At 35.5% G+C, this 24,138-nt stretch carries 24 protein-coding genes and 1 other RNA gene; 10 read left to right on the top strand and 15 right to left on the bottom strand.

Features of this window, described 5'->3' with window-relative positions; all coding sequences use genetic code 11:
* Nucleotides 1–2 precede the first annotated feature (2 nt).
* Nucleotides 3–2,465 carry a hypothetical protein gene (locus tag TYM08_RS18250; protein WP_422380583.1) on the top strand — a complete coding sequence of 821 codons (2,463 nt, stop codon included), beginning with the start codon at nt 3–5 and terminating at the stop codon, nt 2,463–2,465.
* 10 nt (nt 2,466–2,475) lie between these two features.
* On the top strand, nt 2,476–3,894 hold the full coding sequence (locus TYM08_RS18245; RefSeq protein ID WP_422380582.1) for a DUF1501 domain-containing protein: 1,419 nt from the start codon (nt 2,476–2,478) through the stop codon (nt 3,892–3,894).
* A 65-nt stretch (nt 3,895–3,959) separates the two neighbouring features.
* Here the strand turns inward: TYM08_RS18245 and TYM08_RS18240 are convergent, their stop codons facing one another.
* The 3 genes from TYM08_RS18240 to TYM08_RS18230 are packed head-to-tail and all read right to left on the bottom strand — an operon-like array spanning nt 3,960 to nt 6,890.
* Entirely contained in the window at nt 3,960–4,523 is a 564-nt protein-coding gene (locus TYM08_RS18240; protein WP_422380581.1) for a hypothetical protein, read from the bottom strand.
* Entirely contained in the window at nt 4,520–5,098 is a 579-nt protein-coding gene (locus TYM08_RS18235; RefSeq protein WP_422380580.1) for an RNA polymerase sigma factor, read from the bottom strand. The genes TYM08_RS18240 and TYM08_RS18235 overlap by 4 nt, the downstream gene beginning before the upstream one ends.
* A 22-nt stretch (nt 5,099–5,120) precedes the next feature.
* The gene (locus tag TYM08_RS18230; RefSeq protein WP_422380579.1) at nt 5,121–6,890 is read right to left on the bottom strand and encodes a vWA domain-containing protein; all 1,770 of its coding nucleotides are present in this window, start codon (nt 6,888–6,890) and stop codon (nt 5,121–5,123) included.
* 122 nt (nt 6,891–7,012) lie between these two features.
* Here TYM08_RS18230 and glpK point away from each other — a divergent pair, with 122 nt between their 5' ends.
* Nucleotides 7,013–8,485, top strand: a complete 1,473-nt coding sequence (gene glpK, locus TYM08_RS18225; RefSeq protein ID WP_422380578.1) for a glycerol kinase GlpK — start codon at nt 7,013–7,015, stop codon at nt 8,483–8,485.
* On the opposite strand, the gene TYM08_RS18220 is transcribed toward glpK, so the two are convergent.
* From TYM08_RS18220 to TYM08_RS18200, 5 genes are all read right to left on the bottom strand, one after another.
* Nucleotides 8,468–9,118, bottom strand: coding sequence for a hypothetical protein (locus TYM08_RS18220; RefSeq protein WP_422380577.1), 651 nt, complete (start codon nt 9,116–9,118; stop codon nt 8,468–8,470). The genes glpK and TYM08_RS18220 overlap by 18 nt on opposite strands.
* Nucleotides 9,118–9,693 (bottom strand): 5-formyltetrahydrofolate cyclo-ligase, encoded by a 576-nt coding sequence (locus TYM08_RS18215; protein ID WP_422380576.1) that lies wholly within the window; start codon nt 9,691–9,693, stop codon nt 9,118–9,120. The genes TYM08_RS18220 and TYM08_RS18215 overlap by 1 nt, the downstream gene beginning before the upstream one ends.
* A gap of 51 nt (nt 9,694–9,744) precedes the next feature.
* A non-coding RNA gene (gene ssrS, locus TYM08_RS18210) (6S RNA) lies at nt 9,745–9,922 on the bottom strand.
* 130 nt (nt 9,923–10,052) lie between these two features.
* A complete protein-coding gene (locus TYM08_RS18205; RefSeq protein ID WP_422380575.1) occupies nt 10,053–10,583 on the bottom strand; it encodes a hypothetical protein in 531 nt (176 codons plus the stop codon).
* Nucleotides 10,584–11,058: 475 nt separating this feature from the next.
* Nucleotides 11,059–11,490, bottom strand: coding sequence for a hypothetical protein (locus TYM08_RS18200; protein ID WP_422380574.1), 432 nt, complete (start codon nt 11,488–11,490; stop codon nt 11,059–11,061).
* A 295-nt stretch (nt 11,491–11,785) separates the two neighbouring features.
* On the opposite strand from TYM08_RS18200, the gene TYM08_RS18195 reads away from it, so the two are divergent.
* The 3 genes from TYM08_RS18195 (at nt 11,786) to TYM08_RS18185 (ending at nt 13,817) form a co-directional block, all read left to right on the top strand.
* The gene (locus TYM08_RS18195) at nt 11,786–12,640 is read left to right on the top strand and encodes a PA4780 family RIO1-like protein kinase (protein WP_422380573.1); all 855 of its coding nucleotides are present in this window, start codon (nt 11,786–11,788) and stop codon (nt 12,638–12,640) included.
* Nucleotides 12,641–12,883: 243 nt separating this feature from the next.
* A complete protein-coding gene (locus TYM08_RS18190) occupies nt 12,884–13,396 on the top strand; it encodes a hypothetical protein (protein ID WP_422380572.1) in 513 nt (170 codons plus the stop codon).
* A 31-nt stretch (nt 13,397–13,427) separates the two neighbouring features.
* Complete coding sequence (locus TYM08_RS18185; protein WP_422380571.1) at nt 13,428–13,817, top strand: hypothetical protein; 390 nt, start codon at nt 13,428–13,430, stop codon at nt 13,815–13,817.
* Between the two features lie 40 nt (nt 13,818–13,857).
* Here TYM08_RS18185 and TYM08_RS18180 read toward each other — a convergent pair whose 3' ends face one another.
* The 4 genes from TYM08_RS18180 to TYM08_RS18165 form a co-directional block, all read right to left on the bottom strand.
* Complete coding sequence (locus TYM08_RS18180; protein ID WP_422380570.1) at nt 13,858–16,638, bottom strand: Hpt domain-containing protein; 2,781 nt, start codon at nt 16,636–16,638, stop codon at nt 13,858–13,860.
* Between the two features lie 126 nt (nt 16,639–16,764).
* Nucleotides 16,765–18,396, bottom strand: a complete 1,632-nt coding sequence (locus TYM08_RS18175; protein ID WP_422380569.1) for a CTP synthase — start codon at nt 18,394–18,396, stop codon at nt 16,765–16,767.
* 132 nt (nt 18,397–18,528) lie between these two features.
* Nucleotides 18,529–19,803 (bottom strand): tRNA lysidine(34) synthetase TilS, encoded by a 1,275-nt coding sequence (gene tilS / locus TYM08_RS18170; RefSeq protein WP_422380568.1) that lies wholly within the window; start codon nt 19,801–19,803, stop codon nt 18,529–18,531.
* A 32-nt stretch (nt 19,804–19,835) separates the two neighbouring features.
* On the bottom strand, nt 19,836–20,306 hold the full coding sequence (locus tag TYM08_RS18165) for a GNAT family N-acetyltransferase (protein WP_422380567.1): 471 nt from the start codon (nt 20,304–20,306) through the stop codon (nt 19,836–19,838).
* A 139-nt stretch (nt 20,307–20,445) separates the two neighbouring features.
* Between TYM08_RS18165 and TYM08_RS18160 the strand changes: the two genes are divergently transcribed.
* Genes TYM08_RS18160 through secB form a run of 3 tightly spaced genes read left to right on the top strand, consistent with a single transcriptional unit; the run spans nt 20,446 to nt 21,576 of the window.
* On the top strand, nt 20,446–20,829 hold the full coding sequence (locus tag TYM08_RS18160; RefSeq protein WP_422380566.1) for a rhodanese-like domain-containing protein: 384 nt from the start codon (nt 20,446–20,448) through the stop codon (nt 20,827–20,829).
* Complete coding sequence (gene grxC, locus TYM08_RS18155) at nt 20,829–21,077, top strand: glutaredoxin 3 (RefSeq protein WP_422380565.1); 249 nt, start codon at nt 20,829–20,831, stop codon at nt 21,075–21,077. Before TYM08_RS18160 ends, grxC begins: the two co-directional genes overlap by 1 nt.
* 31 nt (nt 21,078–21,108) lie before the next feature.
* Nucleotides 21,109–21,576, top strand: coding sequence for a protein-export chaperone SecB (secB, locus tag TYM08_RS18150; protein ID WP_422380564.1), 468 nt, complete (start codon nt 21,109–21,111; stop codon nt 21,574–21,576).
* Between the two features lie 185 nt (nt 21,577–21,761).
* Here secB and TYM08_RS18145 read toward each other — a convergent pair whose 3' ends face one another.
* Both TYM08_RS18145 and TYM08_RS18140 read right to left on the bottom strand, forming a co-directional pair.
* Nucleotides 21,762–22,241: a TlpA family protein disulfide reductase gene (locus tag TYM08_RS18145; protein ID WP_422380563.1), complete on the bottom strand. Its 480-nt coding sequence runs from the start codon at nt 22,239–22,241 to the stop codon at nt 21,762–21,764.
* Nucleotides 22,242–22,461: 220 nt separating this feature from the next.
* Nucleotides 22,462–23,127 (bottom strand): Bax inhibitor-1/YccA family protein, encoded by a 666-nt coding sequence (locus tag TYM08_RS18140; RefSeq protein WP_422380562.1) that lies wholly within the window; start codon nt 23,125–23,127, stop codon nt 22,462–22,464.
* A 172-nt stretch (nt 23,128–23,299) separates the two neighbouring features.
* Between TYM08_RS18140 and TYM08_RS18135 the strand changes: the two genes are divergently transcribed.
* Nucleotides 23,300–23,518, top strand: a complete 219-nt coding sequence (locus tag TYM08_RS18135; RefSeq protein WP_422380561.1) for a hypothetical protein — start codon at nt 23,300–23,302, stop codon at nt 23,516–23,518.
* Between the two features lie 6 nt (nt 23,519–23,524).
* Here TYM08_RS18135 and TYM08_RS18130 read toward each other — a convergent pair whose 3' ends face one another.
* Nucleotides 23,525–24,046, bottom strand: coding sequence for a retropepsin-like aspartic protease family protein (locus TYM08_RS18130; protein ID WP_422380560.1), 522 nt, complete (start codon nt 24,044–24,046; stop codon nt 23,525–23,527).
* Between the last annotated feature and the right edge of the window lie 92 nt (nt 24,047–24,138).

Here is a 24,138-nt window from a genome sequence, read left to right as displayed (position 1 = left end):
GTATGCCAAACTTCAAGACACTCTCCCTATTATCAATATTGTTTGCTCTGGTTTCATGTAAAGAGCAGGTTCAGTTTTCCGACGAAGACGATTTTTCTATTAATGCTCGAAGTTGCTCAACTTCAGAAGATTATTTCACTCAAAAAGTGTTGCCTGTTATCGCACAGTGTTCAGCCTGTCATTTTGATCATGATGGCAGTAATGAGCTTAAAATCAAAAATGGCGATCAATATAATAATTATTTAAATATGCGCAATTATATTTTAGATGGATTTGAGCAAGTCTTATTAGACAAGCCTTCAGGGGATAATGATGTATTTCACACAGGCGGCATTCGATTTGATGTACAAAGTGATGAGTACGCCAATTTAAATGAATTTATTGCATTAGTGCACACTGACGAAGAAAGTAGCTGTGATCAACTTAATCAGTCTGCATCCGTTGATGTGAATATCGAGTCATTTGATCAAACCTTACGAAAAAGTACGCTTTTATTTGCCGGACGATTACCTACCTCTGTTGAATATGCAAAAGTGGTGAGTGCTTCCTCTTTACGCCGAGTGCTTAAAGATAATGTTATGAAAGGTGAAAATTTTGAAAAGTTTTTAATGGAATCTGCAAATGATCGATTATTAACGAATAAGTTTAATGGTCGAACCTCTGTGCAAGGATATTATTATCCACTGCGCGATGTACTTTACGATGAAAATCTTGGGGGGGATGGGTCAAATGAAACACGGGATTTAATTGACCTGTCTTTAAAGCAGATGCCGTTACGTCTAATCAATTATGTAGTTAAAAATGACTTGCCGTATTCTGAAGTATTAACTGCTGATTATATAATAGTGAACGGATATTCAGGTCCGGGATTAATGGGCGATGATTTTAAAGGTGAAGTGAGACAATTTGATAATTGGCAAAAAGGTGACATCACTAAATATCGTTTTATTATGGATGAATATAGCGAGACTAATTTTAGTTTGCCCGATCATGTTTTAAGTAAAACCGATGAAGGAAAAAAACGATTACCCCAAGCTGGATTGTTAACCTCTCCTGTTTTTTTATATCGATACCAATCAACCGATACAGGGCGTAACCGCGCAAGAGCAAATCAAACGCTTCAAATGTTTTTGGGAGTCGATTTAGAGGGCAGTATTGTTCGCGCCCAAGACCCTGAAGAATTAACTAACTTTACAAATCCAGGTGATCCAGCTTCAAGTTGTTTTGGGTGTCATAAAGTCATGGATCCAATTGCAGGTACTTTTCAAAGTTATGGTGATGAAGGAGAGTATTTGCATAAAGAAAACGGGACAACTACTTTGTCTAATTCATATATTCGAGAGGGAAAACGTGGCAGTAATCAAAGTAATCCACTTCGATATCACACAAAAGATACATGGTATCGAGATAATTTAATACCGGCAGGTTTTGAAAGCGAGAACATGAATAAAGATGAAGAGTTTTGGTATCAATCGTTACAAGATCAAGAAAAATACGTAGATGCGACTCAGTGGTTGGCGAATAAAATTGTAAAAGATGAACGGTTTTTAACAGGAACGGTTAAGTTTTGGTATCCAGTTATTTTTGGTACCGATCCAATTAATGCACCTGTTAATACATCCGATGCAAATTATTCCGAACGCGCACAAATTTATGAGTATCAACAAAATTTAATTAAAGATTTAGCCAGTGATTTCAGATTTAGAAAATTAAATTTAAAAGATTTATTAGTGGATATGGTGTTGTCCGATCAATACCGAGCATTAGATCGAAAAGATATCAACACCAATACTGAATTTGTTGCAGGTCAAGGTGTGCTTTTAACTCCTGAACAATTAGATCGTAAAATTTACGCAGTGACACAGTTAGGTTGGAATAATTTATCAAATAGCGAATCAAATCGAAAACTATTAAGCGATTATTATTTTTATTACGGCGGAATTGATTCTGACGAAATTGAAAAACGCACAAGTGAAATAACCAGTTTGATGGGTTTAGTGATTGAACGCATGACCGGAGAATTTAGTTGCAGAATGTTAATGGAAGATTTTGTTTTACCCCAAGGTGAGCGACGATTAATGCGTTTTGTTGAATTGTCTTATGTTCCACAAACCCAGCCTGAAAATGCGTCGGGTGTATACAAAGTAGACATCAATAATATTCGCCATCAAATAGCGCGATTGCATTTTGATATTTTGGGTGAAGATTTAGACGATGATGATCCAGAAGTAGATCAAACTCTTGCATTATTTACAGCAGTTTGGAATATGCGAATGAATGATGAAAATTATTCTGATAACCCAAGTCAAAATAGTGAAGACCCTATATATAATGAATATTGTAATACAGGCGGTCGTCAATGGGACACTTCTGTATGGCCTTATAAAAATCCAGAACAAACTTTGAAATCTTGGCAGGCAGTAATTATATATTTAATGTCTGACTTCAAATTTATTTATCGATAGGGGCGCAAAAATGAAACGTCGTAATTTTTTAAAATCGTTTAGTGCCGCAGGATTAGTTGCAGGCACCCCTATTTCACAAAAAGCATTTGCAGCTGCTAATTATACAGGGCCAATTTATATCACATTGCAAGCTCGAGGAGGCTGGGATGTGACAAGTTTATGTGATCCTAAAACAAATTATGATTACACCGATCGAAACGGCAATACTGAAAATATTTTAGTGAACAACTGGAGTAAAGGGGAAGATGAATCTGGAGAAGAAATTGATATTCCAGCATCAGTAGTACCTAATAGTGAAATCACTTACGCACCGTTTGGCGCGAACGAAAAATTATTCACCAATCATGGCGATAAAATGATGATCATTAATGGCATCGACATGCAAACTAACTCCCATGAAGCGGGTACTATAAATACTTGGAGTGGGCGTTTTAGTGAAGGCTTACCTACATTTACCGCTTTAGTTGCTCAAGCATATGGTCAAGGTTTACCAATGGCATTTGTTTCAAATGGTGGATACGCTGCAACCAGTGGCATTATTAGCCCTACTTTATTGTCAGGAAATTCAGGGCGATTAAGAGATTTGGCAACGCCAAATAAAGTGGACACTAGTCGAGAAACCGATACTAAAAAGTTTGTAGGCACCGAAAGTTTAGATTTAATTAAACAATATAAGCAAGCAAGATTAGATCGGTTGTTAGCGCGAAATGGATTGCCTTATACTCAAAAAGTATTGAGTCAATTTGCATCCGCACAATCAGAAAATAATGACCTTGAAAGTTTAAAACTTCAATTAAGAAAAGGTTATGAAGAGGGTGATGAATTACAAGAAAATTGGGTGACTGCAGATTCATACGACAGTGGAAATGGATTTTTAGATCAGATTGAACTTACACTTGCCGCTGGGGCAGCTAATGTTATGGTAGCAGCTGATTTGCGTACTGGAGGATTTGATACCCATGGTAATCACGATACTCGTCATGCCAATGCATTATCTACATTAACAGATGGTGTGGATTTTTTATGGCAACGCGCTAAGTATTTAGGAATTGAGGATCGAATTAGACTTGTGATTGGTTCTGAATTTTCAAGGACACCTAAATACAATGATGGCAATGGCAAAGATCATTGGCCAGTTAATTCAATGATATTTATGCAAAAACCTGAAAGTACATTAACCCAAGGACGTGAGATTCAATATGGCAAAGTATTTGGACAATCCTCAAGTGGGCATCGAGCATTGCAATTAAATTCGTTAGATTTATCGCCGATTGCCTTTGGTGAAGAGGACGATAATAATCCAATGCCAACATTACAACCACGACATATTCATCGTATATTACGACGTTGGGCTGGAATTGAAAATGACCCGTTTAGCGATAAATTTGATCTAAATGCTGACGATCTTCCTGTAGAAAATATTATTTAAAACGGTTTTTCTTATTTTAAAAAATAGAATTTAAACGCTCAATTCATTTTGTATTGGGCGTTTTTTTATTCCAAGCAATCATTTGATTCACTAATTTCAGCTTCAAGCGTAGTGATGTTTTTTCCAATGTCATTACTGGTTATTCGATCTTTTAATGTTTCTCGTTGCGCAACTAATCGCTTTTTTTCAATACAAGGATCTAATTTTTTACGTTGGCTAAATTGCATGCTTTCAGTTTGAGTTTTTTGTTTGGCTTGCGATTCTTTTTTTTCTGAAGGCTCTGCACTTAATATAATGTCTGGAGAAAACTGTTCACTGTCATTCAAAAGTTGTAATGATTCCTGTGGATCAAATGCCTGTTCAGAAATAATTAAGTCTGATTGAAATTGAGAATTCATCATTGGAAGTACAATGACTAACACTAATGAAAAAGCAGACAGGCTTGAATAAAACCCCCAGCTTTTCCAAAATGGCGTGTCATCGTTTGTATTGTATGTACTGTTTGTTTTATGGAATGTATTTTTCTTTGGTGTTTTAAACTTTACAGAATCGGGCGTTTTAAATTGCCCTTTACGGGTTTGATAAAGACGATTTAATTGATCGTCATTTTGTTGTTTTTTATCGTTCATACATCACCTCTTAATGCATCACTGATGATTGTTTTTGCACTTTTAATTCGACTTTTAATCGTTTCACCGTTGCTTTGCATAATGTCGCTGATATCGTCAAGACTAAAGCCTTCTTGTTTTAAAATAAATGCCTCGCGTTTGTCGCAACTTAAAGTCATTAGTGCTTGATCGAATTTAGTTTTAATTTGATCTTGATAAATTGATTCGTCAAGGGGTAACTCATTTGATTCAATGGCGTTAATTTGTAATTCACTATCCGTTTGAACGCTATTGAAAAAATGATGTTTGCGCTGCCAGTCGATTAGGCGCTTTCTGGCTATGCCAAATAGAAAGGTTTTGACTGATGCAGTCGCAACATACTTGCTTTGAGAATTTATTAAAGACAGCCAAATATTTTGCATAATATCTTCACTGCCTTCTATGCCGTTTAAGCTACAAATATAATGATAGAGATCATGACTGTATCGTTCAGAAATAATTTCTAAAATCAAAGGGTGTTTTGACTGACTATAAAGACTCAATAAGCTTTGGCTATCTTTATTTTTCAGTCTTAGTTTTGTTAACCAAAACGACATAAATTATGAATCTCAGTGATGATTAATATTGTATGAGTAAACTTTTAGCATTATGAATCATGTTAGTTAACAGTGCTACCTCAGAATTAGAATTGTCAATATTTGCTAGCCAATTTAATATTAAATCGTAATCACTTTTTTGAGTTTGGTCGGATTTTAAATTTTCTGCAAATTGCATAGCACTGGTCGCTAAAATAAGTGAATCAGTATTAGATGCTTTAGTTGTATTTAATATAGGCAGGGTGATTTTTTCACTGGATTGATTTAATTGTAATTTGTATCTTGCTTTAAAATAGGCAATTTCAGTATTTTCTGATGTAGGAATTGAAAGTGCCTGCCCTTCATTTTGATAGCGTAATGGATCTACATTGGGAGTATCACCTTGTAATGTGATTTCATATAAAGCGGTTACTGTATGTCCTGCTCCCATTTCAGCAGCATCTATTTTGTCATTGTTAAAATCTTCACGGTTTAATCGACGGTTGTTATATCCAATTAATCGGTATTCCAAAACATATTGCGGATTAAACTCAACTTGAACCTTGACATCAGATGCCACACTTAATGTCATGCTTGGTAGTTGTTCTGAAAATATTCTGCGGGCTTGATTGTAATCATTTACAAAATAAGCATTGCCTTCGCCGGCATTGCTGATTTCTTCCATGATTGCGTCATTATAACCAGAGTGTCCAAAACCTATAGCAGATAAATAAATGGCATCATTAGCTTGTTTGCTCACAAATGTTTTTAATGAATCGACTCCAGTTAAACCCACATTAAAATCTCCATCAGTGGCTAGTACCACTCGATTTACACCCTCTTGAATATAAAATTGTTTTGCTAAATCGTATGCCTGTTTAATGCCTGCGCTGCCATGAGTAGATCCGCCAGAGTTTAATGAATGAATGATTTTATGTAATTGTTGTTTATTGTTTCCTGAAATTCCTTCTGCTAATACTGCAGCACGTCCTGCATAAGTCACAATTGAAACTTTATCATCCTCATCTAATTGTTCAATTAATACGTCCATGCCTTTCATTAATAATGGCAATTTATCCTGGCTACTCATTGAACCTGATACATCAATTAATAGAACTAAATTCATCGCAGGAAGTTCTTCTTTTTTAACTTCAAATGCTTTCAGGCCAAGTTGTAATAAATGCGTGTTTGCTTTAAAAGGATGCATAATTAAATTTGCATTTAATGCGATAGGTGAATTTAAAGTAGATGGTGTGAGGTAATCGTAGTTAAAATAATTAATGACTTCTTCAGTGCGTACTAATTCTTTTGGAGGGAGCTGTCCATTATCTAAATATTGCTGAATTTGTGAAAAACTAGAGGTGTCCACATCCACTGAAAATGTACTAACAGGCTCATCTTTTGTCAGTTTTAAATTATGTACAGGGTTGTGCGCAATAGTTGGTGCAGTGAGTCGATTTTCATATAATGGCGCTTCAATCATTATATTTGAATAGTTAGTTGATTGATCAGTAGCTTTATATTTTTCGCTTTTCTGTGTTTGGTATGTTTGAATTTTATTATGATGACTGTTTATGTCATGCATATTACTGATTTGATCCATTTGCTCTACTACCCTAGTTTCTGAAACAGGTGTAGCAGTTGTTTTAATTTCATTTGGCGCGGGTATGGATTTTTTTGCATCAGTATGATTTGTTTCATATTCTTGTGCGATAGTTTCGCCAGTTTTAGTGCTTGATGCACAGTTTACAAATAATGCGCTCACAGTAATGAAGCTTGCAGCTAAAATAGTTAATTGAATGGTTTTTTTCATGTGTTTCCCCTTGGTAAATACGTTGATATCACTTAAATTAGTGATCTGTTATGTATTAATCGCAAGATTTTTGAAAAAGGGTGAAAACTTTTTTAATTTTTTAAATAGGGTGAGGTTAAATAATGAAAAAATGGATTATGGCAATTGATCAAGGAACGTCCAGTACACGTTGTGTGTTGTTTGATTTGAACGGCATTCCAGTTGCATCGGATCAAATGGAGTTTGAGCAAATTTATCCGCAGTCTGGCTGGGTTGAACACGATCCAAATCAAATATGGGATACAGTGTTATTAACTTGCAAGAATGCCATGAAAAAAGCACAAGCTAATGCTGCTCAAATTATTGGAATTGGAATTACTAATCAGCGCGAAACCACATTGGTTTGGAATAAAAAAACAGGTCAGGTTGTGTATAACGCTATCGTCTGGCAGGACCGACGCACTGCTAAGCAGTGCGATGATATTAAACAAACAAAAATGGCGGATGTGATTTGGAAAAAAACGGGTTTAATTGTCGATCCATATTTTAGTGCAAGTAAAATTAGATGGATATTGGATCACAATGAAAACTTACAAAATCAAGCCAGTAAAGGAGAGTTATGTTTTGGTACTGTGGATTGCTATTTATTATTTAAACTTACAAAAGGTGAATCATTTAAAACGGATGTAACTAATGCATCTCGTACAATGTTGTTTAATATTCAAACGAAGCAATGGGATGATCAGTTGCTAACTTTATTTAATATCCCAAAACATATGCTACCTGAGGTTTTTGATAATGGTGCAAATTTTGGTGTCACTGATTTATTTGGAGCAGATATCCCCATTTTGGCAATGGCTGGTGATCAGCATGCGGCGATGATAGGGCAGGCGTGTTTTAAAACAGGACAGGTAAAAAGCACTTACGGAACAGGGTGTTTTATGATGAGTCAACTTGAGCGGAATTTCAGATTATCTCAGTATCATTTATTAACTACTATTGCATTTCAATTTAAAGGAGATACGCATTATGCATTAGAAGGAAGTATCTTTATGGCAGGGGCAACCATTCAGTGGTTGCGTGATAATTTACAAGTAATTAATGATGCCAGTGATACGTCTGAACATGCTAATAAAGTTGGTGCGGATAATCCGGTTATTTTAATACCCGCTTTTGTTGGATTAGGTGCACCTTATTGGAATGCCGATGCAACAGCGTCAATTATTGGTATGACAAGAGATACCACGCAATCTCATATTATTACAGCGGCGTTACAGTCAAGTGTGTATCAAACCTACGATTTATTATTTGCTATGGAACAAGACAGTCAGAAAAAAATTAATGAAATAAAAGTGGATGGGGCGATGGTCAATAATCAATGGCTAATGCAGTTTCTAGCGGACATCACAACCTCAGAAATTAAACAACCGATCAATATTGAAACAACTGCACAAGGAATCGCTTATGCTGTGATGCTACAAGCGGGATTGTTTGCTTCGTTAACAGATATTGAAAATGCATGGCAGTGCCAAAATAGTTATCACCCAAAAATGGAATTATCATTGCGAGATGCATTAATTTTGCGTTGGAAACAAGCGTTACAAAAAGTTTTGTAAATTGTCTGATTCAAGAATTACCACTTTTTTAGAAGGTGTCATAACTAAATGGCATAATGCTTTGGCAACGGTCATGGTTTTTATGGATTGATATTTTTTGGGTAAAAGTGGATTACAAAGTAAAGTAAAATGAATGGCTAACCATTCACCAAATCGAAATTCTGGGCGGGACTTTCCTACTAGTAAACTTGGTCTTACAATTGATAAATAATTAAAATCCAATTGAGTTAAATCAAATTCAACTAATCCTTTTGTTTGTACATAAAGTTGTTTTGAATTAATGTTAGCACCTAGTGAAGAGTTATAAGCAAAAATTGAAATGTTGGCTTGCTTGCAAATTGTGGCTATTTTTAATACCAATGTGTGATCAATAAATTTAAATTGTTCTTTTGTTTTTGCTAATTTTATTGTTGTGCCCAAACAACAAATTACAGCGTCGATTGTATTGAGTAATTTTGGATTGTGTTCAATATCATTTAACCAAGTATTAAAATCAGGGTTAGTTAATTTTTCGTGTGGATGCAATGGTTTGCGTGTGGGGCATATAACGTTTTTAATTGATGGTTTATTGATTAAAATTTCAAGACAGTCATTTCCAACTAATCCCGTTGCTCCTAAAATTAAAATGTTCATTATGCGCTGATTACCTTTTTAATTGGAATGTCCCAAGGTTCATTTGGAAGGGATTCGAGTTGCTGAAATGTATGTGCAATGCCAAATAATTTTGGTTGCTTTATGATCATTTTTTTTGTTGCAAACGTTGTGTCATAAAATCCCCCACCCATGCCTAAACGCTGGCCAGATAGTGTAAAAGCCACTAAAGGCATTAATACCAAATCCAAACTCCAATTTTGAATGGCGTGTACTTTTTTGGGTTCCCAAATACCAAAACGGTTTCGTTTTAATGTCGCTGATTTAGATATTTGAGTGAAATTAAGTTGTTTGTTTTTATTTTTTTTGACAATCGGCACAAAGAATTGTTTGTTTTTTAATCGAGTATCATTTGAGTTAAGCAATGGATTGAGTGAAATTTCACCATCACTTGCTAAATAAATACCAATGCGCTTGGCGGATAAAAAATCAGGACAGTTTAATAAATTATTAAGAAGATGTTTGCTGGCGCGAGTTTGCTGATCAATTTTTAAGCTTTGACGTTTTAGTCGCATGATATTGCGAATATTTTTTTTTATTGATTTTGCATCAGACATGTTTTTATTATAAAAAATGAAGCATAAAAAGAAAGGACAACCAGAAGAAATAAGAGCCCCGAGTTACGGCTGCTGGTTAGGCCTTAAACCGGTAGGTTTAAGGGCGGGGTGAAGATTGATGAATTAGGCTTTCCGTCAAGCGGACATGCTCACAGCATCGAAGTCAACACTCCTGGGGTTTAAATTATCGGCTCTAGGTCCAACGAGCTGGCCAATAACTCAGGGTATGAAAACAGTATAATAAAAAATACCGTAAAGGACTAATGAAGTTTCGTAAATTTGTGAATTTAATTGTAGTTCTTAACATCCATAATAAAAAAAGCCACCCGAAGGTGGCAATATGCTGAGAATATTCTATATCAATGATTGTTGCGATGTGATGTGGATACGCTTTGAGATTCGCAAGTAATTTGTTTGGCAGCGCATTGGCGATATCCACTGTTTCTGCACTCTTGAATTAAATCATTTTTAGCTTGTTTGCGATCTGTATTGATTTCAAGTATTACAGTTTGGCGAGAATCAGGGCTCATGGCGCAAGAATAAACGGTCACTTCGCTTGATCGGCGCGGAATATTTTGTTGGTTGTAATTACGTGTTGGTCGCTCATCCGATAAAATATAACGCTCTATGAATTTATCCGCCAAGGCTAATAATTCTTCCAATCGTTTAATTTTATTTTCAAGTTGCTCTGTATATCGATCATTTTTGCGTTTATCTAGCGTGTATTGAGTGACAGAATGAGAGTCATAATGTCTAGATGAATTGTCTGCAGTAGCTAGCATTGTTGTTGTACTTAAAGTAGTAATCATTGTGGCGGTAGTTATTATCGTTTTTAAGTTCATGGGTTTCTCCGGTTGTTCTGTTTGTTTGATAGAAGTAAGTTTATACATACTCGATGAATCCAATCTGAACGATAATTGGCAAATTCAATTTCGAAAATACAACATAGTTTTATTAGATTGTATTCTTGATGCTGGGTGTTTAGTGGGCAAACTTAAGAGAGACAAAAATGTGAGTTTTTCGTGCGCTAATATTTAAGCTAATCAAAGTGTGAAAAATAGGATAGAGGGTAACTATTTGATGTTTGGTCTTGGTGGTGGGTCGGTAAATCAAACTTACTGGTAAAGGTAACACTTTATTTTGAGAGTGTTACCTTTACCAATAATTATGGTAACAAAGTACAACATATTAAGGTGGTATATTAATAAAGTGCTTATAAATCAGTGGCTTATTAAGTTGGCATGGCAAATGCTTATATCAAGGTGCTGAGAAATTTATAGGTTTCCAATAAAAAATAAAACATGGTTATCCTATTTAAGCGCCTTCGATTTAGCTGAATCTGGGCGCTTTTTCTTTTTCTGGGGCTTAAAAACTGATCCCTACTGTAATTTCCGCATCAAATTCAAAATCTCTTACAAATCCTAATTGTCCTGAAGCGAAATATTTACGATCAAATACAAACTGATATCCTGCTGACGCACCATAGCCTACTTCACCACCTGTTAATAATGGTAAACTGATAAAACTGCGTAAAAAAGGCGACTCTTGCTGAGCCTCATTAAAATAATATCGGCCATTAGCTACCAAATGAGAGCCAAACCCACCTAATTTCAAACCTAAGCCTGCTGTTAGGTTTGGTTGAGTAATCACTTCAATTTCAGCATTTAAAGCGTTTGCCCAAGCAAATAAATCTGTGTTTAATTTAAATGCGTTACCAAAAAAGGTTTTTGAAGGTTCAGGACCAGCAAAGCCCAGTGTTGATGTAATTGTTAAAAGAATGAACAAAGTTTTTTTCATGTGTGAACCTCATTTTAAAATGAGTCGATTCTAACACGTTTTATCGACAATGCAGCTTGGGTGCGTTACATTGGAATAGTAATTATTGAAGGCCAAATAAAAAATGAGTGCCATGATTAAATGATGCTCAAATAATATCCAATGCGTGTTGTGATATTTAGTGATTAAACATTGGTGTGACCTGAAATATTTAACAATCAAAAAATGAGAAAAGAGGTGAAAATTTGTTAATGCACACAAATCATATTGATTGTATGTCAGGTCAGTTTTTTAAGGATTTTCTAGGTAAGGTGAAATGAAAACTCCAGCAGTATTAGATAAATTAATAGAATATGGTTTGATCGATGAAGTCTTGTATTCATTGATGAGTGGTAAAGAAGCGGATGTGTTTGTCGTCAAGGCGAAAGATCAAATTCAATGTGCAAAAGTATACAAAGAGGCGCAGTTTCGTAGCTTTAAAAAAGCAGTGACTTATCAAGAGGGTCGAAGCACTCGTAACTCAAGGCGTGCACGGGCAATTGAAAAAGGTTCCGCTTTTGGCAAGCAACAGCAAGAGTCTGATTGGCAGCAAACAGAATACAATACATTGCATCAATTAAAAAATGCCGGTGTCAGAGTGCCACAAGCCTACATGTTTATTGATGGTGTTTTGCTGATGGAATTGGTCACGACAGAAGATGGTGAAGTTGCCCCTCGGTTAAATGATATTGCTATGGATGCAGAACAGGCCATAGAAGATCATTATGTGATGATGGTGTATGTCATGCGTATGTTATGTGAAGGCCTAATTCACGGAGATTTATCCCAATTTAATGTTTTAGCGGATGATTATGGTCCTGTAGTGATTGATTTTCCACAAGTTGTCAATGCAGCGGGTAATCAGCAGGCGCAAGCTTTGTTCAATCGAGATGTAAAAAATATGACCGATTATTACGCCCAATTTGCTCCAGAGTTGGCGCAAACTCAATATGCTAAAGAGATTTGGCATCATTTTGAAAAAGCACAATTGCACAAAGATTTAACATTAACTGGCGAGTTTGAATCCGACGATTCTGAGGCTGATGTTGACAGTGTAATGCTTGAAATTAAAGCTGCTTTAGAGGAAGAAAATGAGCGAATTTTGCGTATGTCAGATGACTTAGATGACTAGCTGAAAAAAATATTTTTGCTAAGTTTTTTTATTTTATTATTCAATAAAATTTTAATCGCCCTGCAAGCTCAATCATAATCAATGGTTGAGCAATTATCCCCTCCCTTATGAAAATTTAAATCCTTTCTGGTTACAAATCTCAACAATCTCATTTAAAAAAGTTGTCTATATTAAAAGTTGTCAGTTGTGACTCTTAATGAGCATGACAAATTTTGATTTTGAGAATATTGGGAGTAGTACTTTATGCGTCGTATCCATTTTTTAGCTGATGATGTAGAGCAAGTTGAACAAGTTTCTAATTTAGTACATCAACAAGGAATTTCAGATTGGAATTTTCATGTGGCAAGTAATCAACCTGAACATTTAGATAAGCGACACATTCAAGCAGCTAATATTTTCCAACGTACTGAAGTCATTCAAGGTGCTCTGGTTGGTGTTGGTTTGGCATTATGTATTTCGTTTTTTGTATTTGGCTGGTTTCTTGATCGTGGTATGTTTGTAGATGGTGATATTGTACAGCCAAAAGGGTATTTCTTATCCGCTTGTTTTATTGGGTTGGTGTTAGGTTGTGTGGTTGGAATGAATGTTCAAAGTGCAACTATACGTCGATACCATGCTGCCATCGATGAGGGGTTGTTTTTAGTTATGATTGATGTGCCAAAAGAGAAAGTTGAGTTTATTAGAAGCATGATTGATAAGCGACATAGTGCGACTTACCAGGAAGATTTTAGAATTCATTTTATCCAATCCAATTAAATTTTATGATATGTATTAAAGGAGAAAGAATGTGATTTCATTAAGTAAGTATCAAATCCGATTACATAATTTACTAGCTCAAATCAGTGCAAATGGAATTTGCTCTGATGAAGGACGAAAGCAAATTGTTATATTTGAAAAAGAATACAATCGAATTTTATCTGAAATAAAAGTTTCGGTAGTTGACCCATTACAATCTATTCCCGATCAGCAAGAAACCTACTCTGAGTTTACGCGTTATATGGAAGATGCTGGGAAGGTTGTTAAAATATTTTGCCATCAATATTCTTTAAATTATGAAGATGAAATCCAATTCGCAAAAGATTATGGGCGATTAATTGCTGCGGTTTATGGATTGTGTCGTTTGTTTTGTTCAAAGGAGGCAAGATTAAAGAAGTTAGGTGTGCTTAACGTTGCTTGATTGTTTACGTTATGCGCACCTAAAATATCAATATTATGAATTATAGGGCTTTAAGTTTTATTATTAATGACTGATCAAAATGATATTGTTTTGTTTTTATAATATTTTCAATTGCCTTTTGAACTTCTATAAAACCATCATCAATTAATGTTATTATTGCCGTATTTGGTGTTTTTCTTCCAGAACCGATTTTCTCAAATAACATTTCATATTGATGGCATAAATCCCCCATTGGTTCGATGGATGCCATTCTTGCGCCACCTTTTAAAGTGTGAAAGTCACGCTGCAATTCTTTAATAATTTCTTTGTCCTTATTGTTGTTTTTAAATGCGTTTATTTTTTGAGGCAATTCTTCAAATATTTCTTCAGCTTCCTCCGTAAAAATTTCAATAATTTCTTCATCGCCTTTTGCAACAAAAAGTATTTTATCCGATTCAATAGATGTGGATATTTTTACCGGCTGACTTGCATTGCTGGTTTGTGTGTTTACATCAGCAGCATCAATTAATTCATCTAATTTACTGAGATCCGTTTCACTGTTTTTTTCATATAATTCGTTTAATTCTTGATCAAGTTTTGCAAGTTCTGATGATAAATCATCGACCTCTTCTAATTCATTTTTTAGACGTTCTTCTTTGTCAAAAGGAGGTGTGGTTTGTTTGGTTGATATAGTTTCCAGCTGAATTTCGTCAATTATTTCAACAGGGGCAATGTCTTCGAGTTCTTCAATTGCAAAATCGGAAATCGTTTCAAGTTCAATGTCTAACGAAACTTCAGATTCATTAGAGGATTTGATTTCATTAATATTGAATTCTTCAGCAGTTTTTAAATTGATTTCTTCAATTGCGTTAAAATCATTTATTGTTGGAAGTTCATTTTTTTCTGTTTGTTCAATATCTAAATGTTCAGGTAATTCTGTATTAACGGATGAAAATTCATCGGATAATTCGAAGTCTAAAGATTTTGATCTTTCATCCGTGTCATTGATTTGTTTGTTTTCTGAGTTAGCTGTTTGGTTTTCTGATGTGTTTGGTTCGTTTGTAAATATGTCATAACCAAAATCATCTTCTGATCCTGGGATATCATCAAGTGCATTTAATGCATCTTGATCTGATTGATCGGGAAATTGATCGTATTTACTTGGTTCTGGTTCTGGTTCTGCTTTTGTTACGGGTTGGGCAATTTTTTGTTCTTCATTTAATGCAATATTTGGTGTAGCAGAACTCATATTTTTATTATATGAGGCCATTGCTTTTTCAAACTCATCGATGTCGTCTAATTCTTCTAATTGCTCCTCTGTGTCAGATGCGAATGACGATAAAAAATCCTCGTCAAAATCTGATTTTACATTTCCAGTGTTTGATTCTGAAGGTTGTATTATTTTTTCAACGATGGGTTTTGCTTGCTCTTTTACTTTGAGTTTTTGCACTTTTTCAGGTTTTGTAAAGTTGACTTTGTTGATTTCATTAAAAGAAAATGCAAATCGAACCCAGGCTAACATTGATGTAAGGATGTAAGCTGCGATAAACGAATACCAAATAATATCTACATCTACATTAATAAGTGAATCAATTTGTGGATAAAAATAAAACGCTCCGAATAACATCGCGGTCGGTATCCAAATTAATAGAAATGCGCTTTTGCTTGCATTTTGGCTTTGTAAGAATGTACTCCAACTTGCATTGATAAAATGAAAAGTGCCAACTAAAGAGAAATATAGACATAACTCCAATACAGTTGATTGTAGGTTTGCATCAATGGCTAAAATATTGAGTATTTCATTTGGAAAAAATTGAATGGCTGCAGTGATTAATACACCGTAAATTGCAATGAATCGAATCGAGAATTTATGCGCCGATTTTACTCTGGAATAAGAAAACGTAGAGAGATTAAAAATAGAAATAGATTGGTATGTTAATAATAAAGCAATACATGGCGAAAATAATGTAAAGCAAATCGCTGCACTAATTAAAAAGGCATGATGAAATATATCAAAATTTAAACTTGAGGATTCAATTTGAGCCGTCCAAAAATACATGCCCAAAACCGTTAAAGGTAATGCCGCTGTAATTGAAAAATATAATAAGCTTTGGCTAATAATTGAAAATAGGTTGGTGACACTTAATGATAAATCATTACTTCCAATACGAATCTCAGTTTGGCCAGTTGAAAATACAATGATTAATATTAAACAGGTAATAATTAACGAAATTAATGTTGCAGTTGAAACTCCTAGAATACCTAAATTGAAATAAGTATTTGCAGTGTAATTTAGAGCAATATTGATTAAAAACCCGAAAATTACAATCAATGATATGAATATTGTATTGCCCTGAGCTCGCAGAAAATCAAAATAACATTGAGCTAATAGTATAAAAGGGATCGCAATAAGGTAAGGGTATAAGTGACTGATTTGGGTGTTAGTAAGATCTATCAAATTCATTTCAATGATTGAGGATAATCCAATATATCCAAAGACACTTAGAGTACATCCAATTATAAATATCCATAAAATTGCCGACCCTGCAATATTTTCTGCAGATTCATAATCAAATTGAGCAATGCTTTTTGTTATAAATAAAGCAGCTCCAGGTGCGATGAGTAAGCTTACTAGAGTAAATAATAAGCATAATGGGCTGTAAAAGAATAATTGTGCGCTTAGGTTTTTATCAAATTGATTTAGAAAGTAAAGGTCACTTAATACGTAAATCAGGGGAAAAAAGAATGCTAATAAAAGAGGTAAAATCGAAAGGCTAAGCATTCCTGGTACAGAAGACTGCGAGAGATTCAAATCGTGTGACTGGGTGGTTTTGAATAACATACATAACCCTACATATTAAAAAAGTTAGAATCATACTTTATTTTAATGAAATGTAGTGCTAAAAATTAACATATTGAGAAGTTATATGTAAAAAAGGGCCTAAAAAAGGCCCTTGATTTTAAATTTTTATTTTTTGCTATCTGCCTGTTTAACGGCGGCATCAATAAAGCCTGAGAATAACCCATGCCCTTTGCGAGGAGTGGATGTGAACTCTGGGTGAAATTGGCAAGCCACAAACCAAGGGTGGTCATTATTTTCAATCATTTCAACTAATGCCCCGTCAACTGATTTTCCAGAAAAAACCAATCCTGCTTTTTCAAGTTGTACAACATAGTTGTTGTTCACTTCGTAGCGGTGACGGTGACGTTCTTTGATGATTTCCTGACCATATGCTTGATGGGCTTTACTGTCTTTTAATAAACGACAGTCTTGAGCACCTAAACGCATGGTGCCACCAAGGTCTGTTGATTCATTACGCTCAACTTTTGATCCATCCGCTTCAATCCATTCTGTGATCAAACCAATCACAGGATGACGAGCTTGTTTGTCAAACTCAGTTGAGTTTGCACCTTCTAATTTAGCCACGTTACGTGCAAATTCAATTACGGCTACTTGCATGCCTAAACAAATACCTAAATATGGAATTTTGTTTTCACGAGCAAATTGAACTGTTTGAATCTTACCTTCAACGCCGCGATGGCCAAAACCGCCAGGTACTAAAATCGCATCTTTGCCCTCAAGAAGAGCCGTGCCTTTTGTTTCAATGTCTTCAGAGTCAATATATTCAATATTTACTTTGAGACGAGCACGAATTCCTGCATGATCAATGGATTCAATTAATGACTTATACGCATCAAGAAGCTCCATGTATTTACCAACCATGGCAATGTTGATTTCACGAGTTGGGTTTAATTTACGATCGGCAACGTCTTCCCATTGGCTTAAATCGGCTACTGGACAGTCTAAGTTGAAGCGCTCAAGGATAATTTTATCTAAACCACTATCTTGTAAGATATTTGGAATGCGATAAATCGTGTCAGCATCAGGTAATGAAATAACAGCGCGCTCTTCTACGTTTGTAAATAACGAGATTTTACGAATGCTTGATGCATCAATAGGTACTTCAGAGCGGCATAATAAAACGTCAGGCTGAATACCGATAGTGCGTAAATCTTTAACAGAGTGCTGAGTCGGTTTGGTTTTGACTTCACCTGCAGTTTTTAAATAAGGAACTAAAGTTAAGTGCATATTAAGCGCACGAGAGGACCCAAGTTCAACTTTAAGCTGACGAATGGCTTCTAAGAAAGGTAATGATTCAATATCACCAACCGTACCACCAATTTCTACAATGGCGATATCCGCTTTGCCAGCGCCTTCAAATACGCGGCGTTTAATTTCGTCTGTGATGTGAGGGATTACTTGAACTGTTCCACCAAGATAGTCGCCACGACGTTCTTTTTTAAGAACATCTTGGTATACACGGCCAGAGGTGAAGTTATTGCTGCGATTCATGGTAGTGTCGATGAAACGCTCGTAATGACCTAAATCTAGGTCAGTTTCCGCGCCATCTTCGGTGACAAATACTTCACCGTGCTGGAATGGGCTCATCGTTCCTGGGTCCACATTGATATATGGGTCCAGTTTGAGGATCGTCACATTGAGTCCGCGTGCTTCTAAAATTGCAGCCAATGAAGCGGAAGCAATACCTTTACCTAACGAAGAAACTACGCCGCCTGTGACAAATATAAATCGAGTCATAAAAAACCATCTCAAAAAAAAATAGAAATTCCTCGCGTATTCTAAGAATGCGAAAAGCGATAAAAAATAACAAGGAATGGGTAACAAAAGATGGGAGGCTATATTATCGCAAAGTGACGGGGTTCACCATATTCAATTACAAATAATTTCAATTCCTGCACTGCCTTTTTCAGAAGCATATTCATTTACGATGAAAAAGTGACCGATTGCGATTAATTCCTGTCCATAAAAAATATAGGGCAGGTTTTGCTTGGTCGTCCAAGGTAAATCAATTTCTTGTAATAGTCGCTTTAAATCACGGCGTTGGTGGCGGCCAAAAATGCTTAATTTTTGATTGGTTGGTCGTGAATCAATACGAAATTGGTGGATATCTAAGTTTGCTTTTAAGCCTGTTTGTTGTAATTGCTCGTTTAGTTTGAACTCGATTGTGAATTCATTCCAAGTGATAGGGTAATTAAATTGAATGTTTGAAATGGTGCTTGGAGGTTGTGTCGACTCAATAAATCTTAAATACTCGCCATCAAAAATAAATTGCTTGGATTGATAAATCACTTTTGCCAAATGTAACTGTTTGGCTTGAGTTAAATTTAATAATTCATTAATTAATTTTTGGTTAGCTTGTAAGTTCAGGGTTTGAGTTAACCAAAAATAGAGGGTTTTGGCTGGATTTTCACAATCTTTAGAAAGTCGAAGGCCCTTTGAATTGTCAGTTAAATGCTGAACTTGGTTGATAAAATATGCAGTTTCGAAGGCGTTGGCAGATTGAATGTGTTTGATAGATGCCTCAATGGATTCATTTGCATGGGGCCATCTTTGTTTTAATAATGGTAAAACTTGGTTTCTTAAAAAGTTACGATCGTATTTTGATTCTTGGTTGGTTGGGTCTTCTACCCAGTTTAAATGTGCAGATTGTTCAATAATAGATTGTTTGCTCATTTCCAATAAAGGTCTTGCCACTTTGTGCCCGTAAAATTCAGCTTCATCTTGCATGGCTGACAAACCCTGCAATGATGCTCCGCGCATTAAACGCAAAAAGAAGGTTTCAAGTTGATCGTCTTGATGATGGGCTAAAATTAAAGTGCAGGTTTGATTAGTTTGGTTCATGCATTGAATAAAAAACTCAATTCTTGCCTGACGTGCAGCGTCTTCAATACCTTTACCATTTGGATTTAATTTGACGTTACTTGTTATAAAGGCAATGTTATTGGCTGAGCATTGAGTTCTACAATGTTGCTGCCAGTGATCTGCTTGTACTTGTAAGCCATGGTGGATATGAATCGCAGTAAAAGTAATGCCGTGCTTAATTAAACAGTCAAATAAAAACTCGGAGTCAACACCACCAGAATAACCAAGAAAAATAGGCCGATTACTTTTTTTAAGTTTGGTAAGGCAGTCTGTTAATAACATGAGGTGTATTGATTTTATAAAGGAGGGGCAGTTTATTCTAAATCCCATAAATAACGAAATTTTTCTCGATCGCCTCTTTGATAGAGCTCTGTCCATTTAGGGATGATGACTTTATCGACTTTTTTTGCCCCTAATTTCTCGCAGGTTTTGATAGAGGCAATATTGTCGGTATTACATGTTATCCATAATGTAGTCATATCGTGATCAAGGGCGACTTTTTTAAGAAGTTGACAGGCTTTGGCTGCATAATTAAAGCCTCTATAAGCTCGATTAATGCCGTAACCAATTTGTCCGCCATATTTAATTAAGTAGTCGCTAGTGCCAATTCTGATGTCTGCTTGCCCAATAATAGTATCGCAAGGTAAACATATGTTAAATACATACGCAGGCATGCCATCCATTGAATGTAGGCCTTGGATGCAATTGGTGAGCACTAACTGTAAATCAAACCCTTTAATAGGATGATAGTGCTTAAATGGATAATAAACATATTGAGCAGTCATAGGTCATTATTTTTAGATAAACCTATGTTAGCTTGGTTGATAACGGTTGTTCAGTCAAGGCGAAAATCTGTATAATCCCCCAACTTTGATTTTTTGGAATAATATTGTGGACGTTTTATTTACATTTGTAGGTGAGAACATGATCGCTGTTGCAGTTTGGGCGGTGTTATTGTTTTTAATTATTAAACATGAGAGTGCTCGTACAGGAAATAGCCTGTCTGTGCATGCAGTGACCAATCTAATCAATAATGAAGGTGCCGTTGTGGTAGATGTTCGACCTTCTAATGAATATCGTGAGGGGCATTTGTCTGGCGCGATTAATATTCCACTTAAAGAGTTAACTCAGCGTGCCAAAGAGTTAAAAAAATATCAAGAAAAGCCAGTTATATTAATTTGTAAAGCAGGGCAACACGCTTCTTCGGCTGGTGGTATTTTATTAAAAGAAGGGTTTACCAACTTAAACCGCCTACAAGGCGGCATTTATGAGTGGCAAGCAAGTAAATTACCCTTGGTTAAATCTTAATGGTCACTATATATACCACTCGATTTTGTCCTTTTTGCATTCGAGCAAAACAATTGCTTGAAAAAAAAGGAGCAAAATACGATGAAATTAAGGTCGACCAAGACTACGCCTTACGTCGAGAGATGATGAGCAAAAGTGGTCGACATACTGTTCCCCAAATATGGATAGGTGAAAAGCACATCGGTGGATGTGATGAGCTTTACCAATTGGAAAATCAAAATGAGCTTGATCAATTATTAAAGGGTTAAAGCCTTTTTATTCACTAAAAAGAGAAATATTATGTCAGAACAAACTACACCAGCATTTAACGTACAAAAAATATTCTTAAAAGATATGTCATTTGAATCACCTAATTCTCCAGATGTTTTTCGTAAGCAGTGGAAGCCTGAAGTAAAAATGGACATGAAATCTGAGAATAAAGATCTAGGTAATGATAATTTTGAAGTGGTTTTAACATTAACCATTAATACTAAAGTTGAAGGGGATGCCGCTTTTTTAGTTGAAATTCAACAAGCGGGTATTTTCTCAATCAAAAATTTCTCTGACGAACAGAAGAAGCATGCATTAAATGCTTATTGTCAAAACGTATTATTCCCATATGCACGTGAGGCAATTGATAATGTTGTTGTTAAAGGTGGCTTCCCAGCGCTTATGTTAGCGCCAATCAACTTTGATGCAATTTATCAGCAAGCTCAAGCTAAACAAGCTGCCGCTGCTAAAGAAAAAGAATCTGCAAACGTTCAGTAATTGTTTGAGATTTAATGAGCCAGCGTTTGCTGGCTTTTTTTTGCCTTGAATTTGAGTTTAGGTGTTGTTGTTTATTTTGTTCGTGTAGCAGTAAATCAAGTTAAGTTCTGTGGAAACAGGCTTGCTTTGCTTTGTTTAAGGCGAAAAAAAACCAGCCTAAGCTGGTTTGTTTAGAAAAGTAAAGCTTACATTAAACCTTCTAATAACGCTTTTAACTCTTCGTATTCTGGTTGTGACTCTTCAATCGCAACAATTTTACCTGCTTTGTTTACGATATAACCTACAGGGTAACCTTTAGGCTCATATTTTTTAACAGCAGTTTTTTCAGTGTCACGTACCACTAAGAAATCAGCTGGTGTGTTTTTTAAGAATTTGTGAGCGTCTTTTTCTTTCTTATCAGTATTAATACTGATCATCATGTACTTGTCGCTATCTAATGCTTTGTGGATTTTGTTGTAAGTTGGGAATGATTTCGCACAAGTTGTACACCAGCTTGCCCAAAACTCAACAAATAATACTTTTCCTTTGTATTGAGATAAATCAATCGCTTCACCAGTTTCAAGTGAAACTAACTCAGGAAGATACACGTCATCACCTACATTTAATTTTGCAGATGAAATTTGAACAGTTAACAACGCCATAACGGCTAATAATAATTTACGCATGATTGCGGCTCCTCTTTAAAAGTGGTTGCATCATACCAAAAAAAAATCATCTAGGTATCATGCATTTGTATTTTTATCACAAGATGAGAACAGTTACATATTAGCAGGCGAAAAAATATGTATCTTTAAAAAAGTGCTATACAAGTCAGGGTATATTCAGGTTGCGATTAGGCATAAAAAAACCCGCAAAAGCGGGTTTGTATGTGTCGTTGATTAATTATTAATCATCGCCACCGAAGATGCCTAAAATACTTAGTAAGCTAACAAATAAATTGTAAGCTGCCATAAATAATCCAACTGTCAGCATTACGTAGTTAGTTTCTCCACCTTTAATTGCAGAGCTTGTATAAAACAAGATGCTAGCAGATGAAAACACCATGAATCCACAAGAAATAGCAATGTGCAAAGCTGGTATTTGAAGGAATATACTCATCACAACTGCAGCCATTAACACTAAGCCGCCTGTCATCAAAAATCCTGACAAAAAGGTGAAATCTTTTTTGGTAGTTAACGCGTAAGCAGATAATCCGAAAAAGATAAATGCGGTACCAGCAAAGGCTTGAACAACTATGTTGCCTTTGCCTGCGCCCATGTAGGCAGTAATTAACGGCGCTAATGAAAAGCCTAAATAACCAGTTAAAGCAAAAGTTAGCACAATTCCCATACCGCTATTAGCTGTTTTAGCAATGCCAAAAAACAAGCCAAATACAATAGCAAGCGTCATAAATGGGGAAATAAAACCGATATTCATTTGCATGCCAACAAAAGCCATTACAGCACTAAATAGTACGGTACAAGCCAGTAAGCTATAGGTGTTTCTTAAAAGTTTCGGTACATCCACGCTCATTGCGGTGGATTCGTTGTACATTTGTTCGATATCAGACATGACATTCTCCTGTGTTGTTAAAAAACATTGGCTAAAAATAAGCAAATTCATGCTATATAGCCAGATGCAATTAGTCACATAATGCGTCCAACTCAGTTTTATTTCAAGTCCTTCAGTTTAGATTCATCAAAGTTTGCCATTCTTAGCGGATAAGATACGTAAGGGGATATTTATGAAAGATGTCATTTTGTGCGTAAGCAGCGAATACACTCATACAAAACTTGAAGCGTTAACTCTATTGATGAAAAATGTACAGCATATCCATGTATTTGGTGAGCAATGTGAGCGCTGGAAACAAATGATTGAGTGTTGCCTGAATATCACTGTAATTAGCTATCCAGGTTCGCCCGTTACAGATGTTCAGCAAAGCGATCAAGTTATTTGTATTTAAATTCTGCTATGGGTATTGGCGTAAGGTCAATTGTCCGTTTTTATGAATCATTTCTAAATTTTTAAGGGCGCTCATGCCAAGAAGAACGGAGTCTTCGGAATCCATGCCAGTGACAATGCTCGCCTGAACGTCATAAAGTGTAATGTCACCGATGTTGAGTTGGCGAATCCATGTTTGATATGTACGTGTTTCCCCATTTGCAGTATTGGCGATACCTCGTGATCCTTTGGTTAAATTAAGTTTATTTGCCAAACTTTCAGATAGCGCGACATCGGTTGCACCAGTATCCACTAAAAAGACTACTTCTTTTTGATTGATCTTTCCTGTGAACACGTAATGGTTATTTCGATTATCCTTCAAAATAACTTCTTTGTAAGCGTCATTTTGATTTGTAGATATCCTATTATTTGGATTTTCTTGTCTGTCTAGAACTCCTGAAAAAAACCAAGTCATTGCCGCTAATGCTAAAAACCAAGCGACATATCCGAAACCTTTTCCTAGCTGTTGAGTTGAATCTTTATTGCTCATGGTTGTCTCAAATTATTAAATTTAAATAAATAATAAGGGTAAGGTTGGAATATTCCAATTTTTTTACCGTGTAACGACTATATTTATTATTT

The organism is Marinicellulosiphila megalodicopiae (genome assembly GCF_045862395.1).
GTDB lineage: Bacteria > Pseudomonadota > Gammaproteobacteria > Pseudomonadales > Natronospirillaceae > Marinicellulosiphila > Marinicellulosiphila megalodicopiae.
The sequence above is the reverse complement of the archived record's forward strand: the minus strand, read 5'-3'. Positions and strand labels throughout refer to the sequence as shown.

Coding starts and splice junctions, on each gene's coding strand:
- TYM08_RS18205 (WP_422380575.1), bottom strand. CDS start 10,583: ATGTATAAACTTACTTCTATCAAACAAACAGAACAACCGGAGAAACCC.
- TYM08_RS18215 (WP_422380576.1), bottom strand. CDS start 9,693: ATGTCTGATGCAAAATCAATAAAAAAAAATATTCGCAATATCATGCGA.
- TYM08_RS18180 (WP_422380570.1), bottom strand. CDS start 16,638: ATGTTATTCAAAACCACCCAGTCACACGATTTGAATCTCTCGCAGTCT.
- TYM08_RS18130 (WP_422380560.1), bottom strand. CDS start 24,046: ATGAGCAATAAAGATTCAACTCAACAGCTAGGAAAAGGTTTCGGATAT.
- TYM08_RS18190 (WP_422380572.1), top strand. CDS start 12,884: ATGCGTCGTATCCATTTTTTAGCTGATGATGTAGAGCAAGTTGAACAA.
- TYM08_RS18195 (WP_422380573.1), top strand. CDS start 11,786: ATGAAAACTCCAGCAGTATTAGATAAATTAATAGAATATGGTTTGATC.
- TYM08_RS18175 (WP_422380569.1), bottom strand. CDS start 18,396: ATGACTCGATTTATATTTGTCACAGGCGGCGTAGTTTCTTCGTTAGGT.
- TYM08_RS18145 (WP_422380563.1), bottom strand. CDS start 22,241: ATGCGTAAATTATTATTAGCCGTTATGGCGTTGTTAACTGTTCAAATT.
- TYM08_RS18235 (WP_422380580.1), bottom strand. CDS start 5,098: ATGTCGTTTTGGTTAACAAAACTAAGACTGAAAAATAAAGATAGCCAA.
- TYM08_RS18250 (WP_422380583.1), top strand. CDS start 3: ATGCCAAACTTCAAGACACTCTCCCTATTATCAATATTGTTTGCTCTG.
- TYM08_RS18230 (WP_422380579.1), bottom strand. CDS start 6,890: ATGAAAAAAACCATTCAATTAACTATTTTAGCTGCAAGCTTCATTACT.
- TYM08_RS18140 (WP_422380562.1), bottom strand. CDS start 23,127: ATGTCTGATATCGAACAAATGTACAACGAATCCACCGCAATGAGCGTG.
- glpK (WP_422380578.1), top strand. CDS start 7,013: ATGAAAAAATGGATTATGGCAATTGATCAAGGAACGTCCAGTACACGT.
- TYM08_RS18135 (WP_422380561.1), top strand. CDS start 23,300: ATGAAAGATGTCATTTTGTGCGTAAGCAGCGAATACACTCATACAAAA.
- TYM08_RS18165 (WP_422380567.1), bottom strand. CDS start 20,306: ATGACTGCTCAATATGTTTATTATCCATTTAAGCACTATCATCCTATT.
- grxC (WP_422380565.1), top strand. CDS start 20,829: ATGGTCACTATATATACCACTCGATTTTGTCCTTTTTGCATTCGAGCA.
- TYM08_RS18245 (WP_422380582.1), top strand. CDS start 2,476: ATGAAACGTCGTAATTTTTTAAAATCGTTTAGTGCCGCAGGATTAGTT.
- TYM08_RS18240 (WP_422380581.1), bottom strand. CDS start 4,523: ATGAACGATAAAAAACAACAAAATGACGATCAATTAAATCGTCTTTAT.
- secB (WP_422380564.1), top strand. CDS start 21,109: ATGTCAGAACAAACTACACCAGCATTTAACGTACAAAAAATATTCTTA.
- tilS (WP_422380568.1), bottom strand. CDS start 19,803: ATGTTATTAACAGACTGCCTTACCAAACTTAAAAAAAGTAATCGGCCT.
- TYM08_RS18200 (WP_422380574.1), bottom strand. CDS start 11,490: ATGAAAAAAACTTTGTTCATTCTTTTAACAATTACATCAACACTGGGC.
- TYM08_RS18160 (WP_422380566.1), top strand. CDS start 20,446: ATGATCGCTGTTGCAGTTTGGGCGGTGTTATTGTTTTTAATTATTAAA.
- TYM08_RS18220 (WP_422380577.1), bottom strand. CDS start 9,118: ATGAACATTTTAATTTTAGGAGCAACGGGATTAGTTGGAAATGACTGT.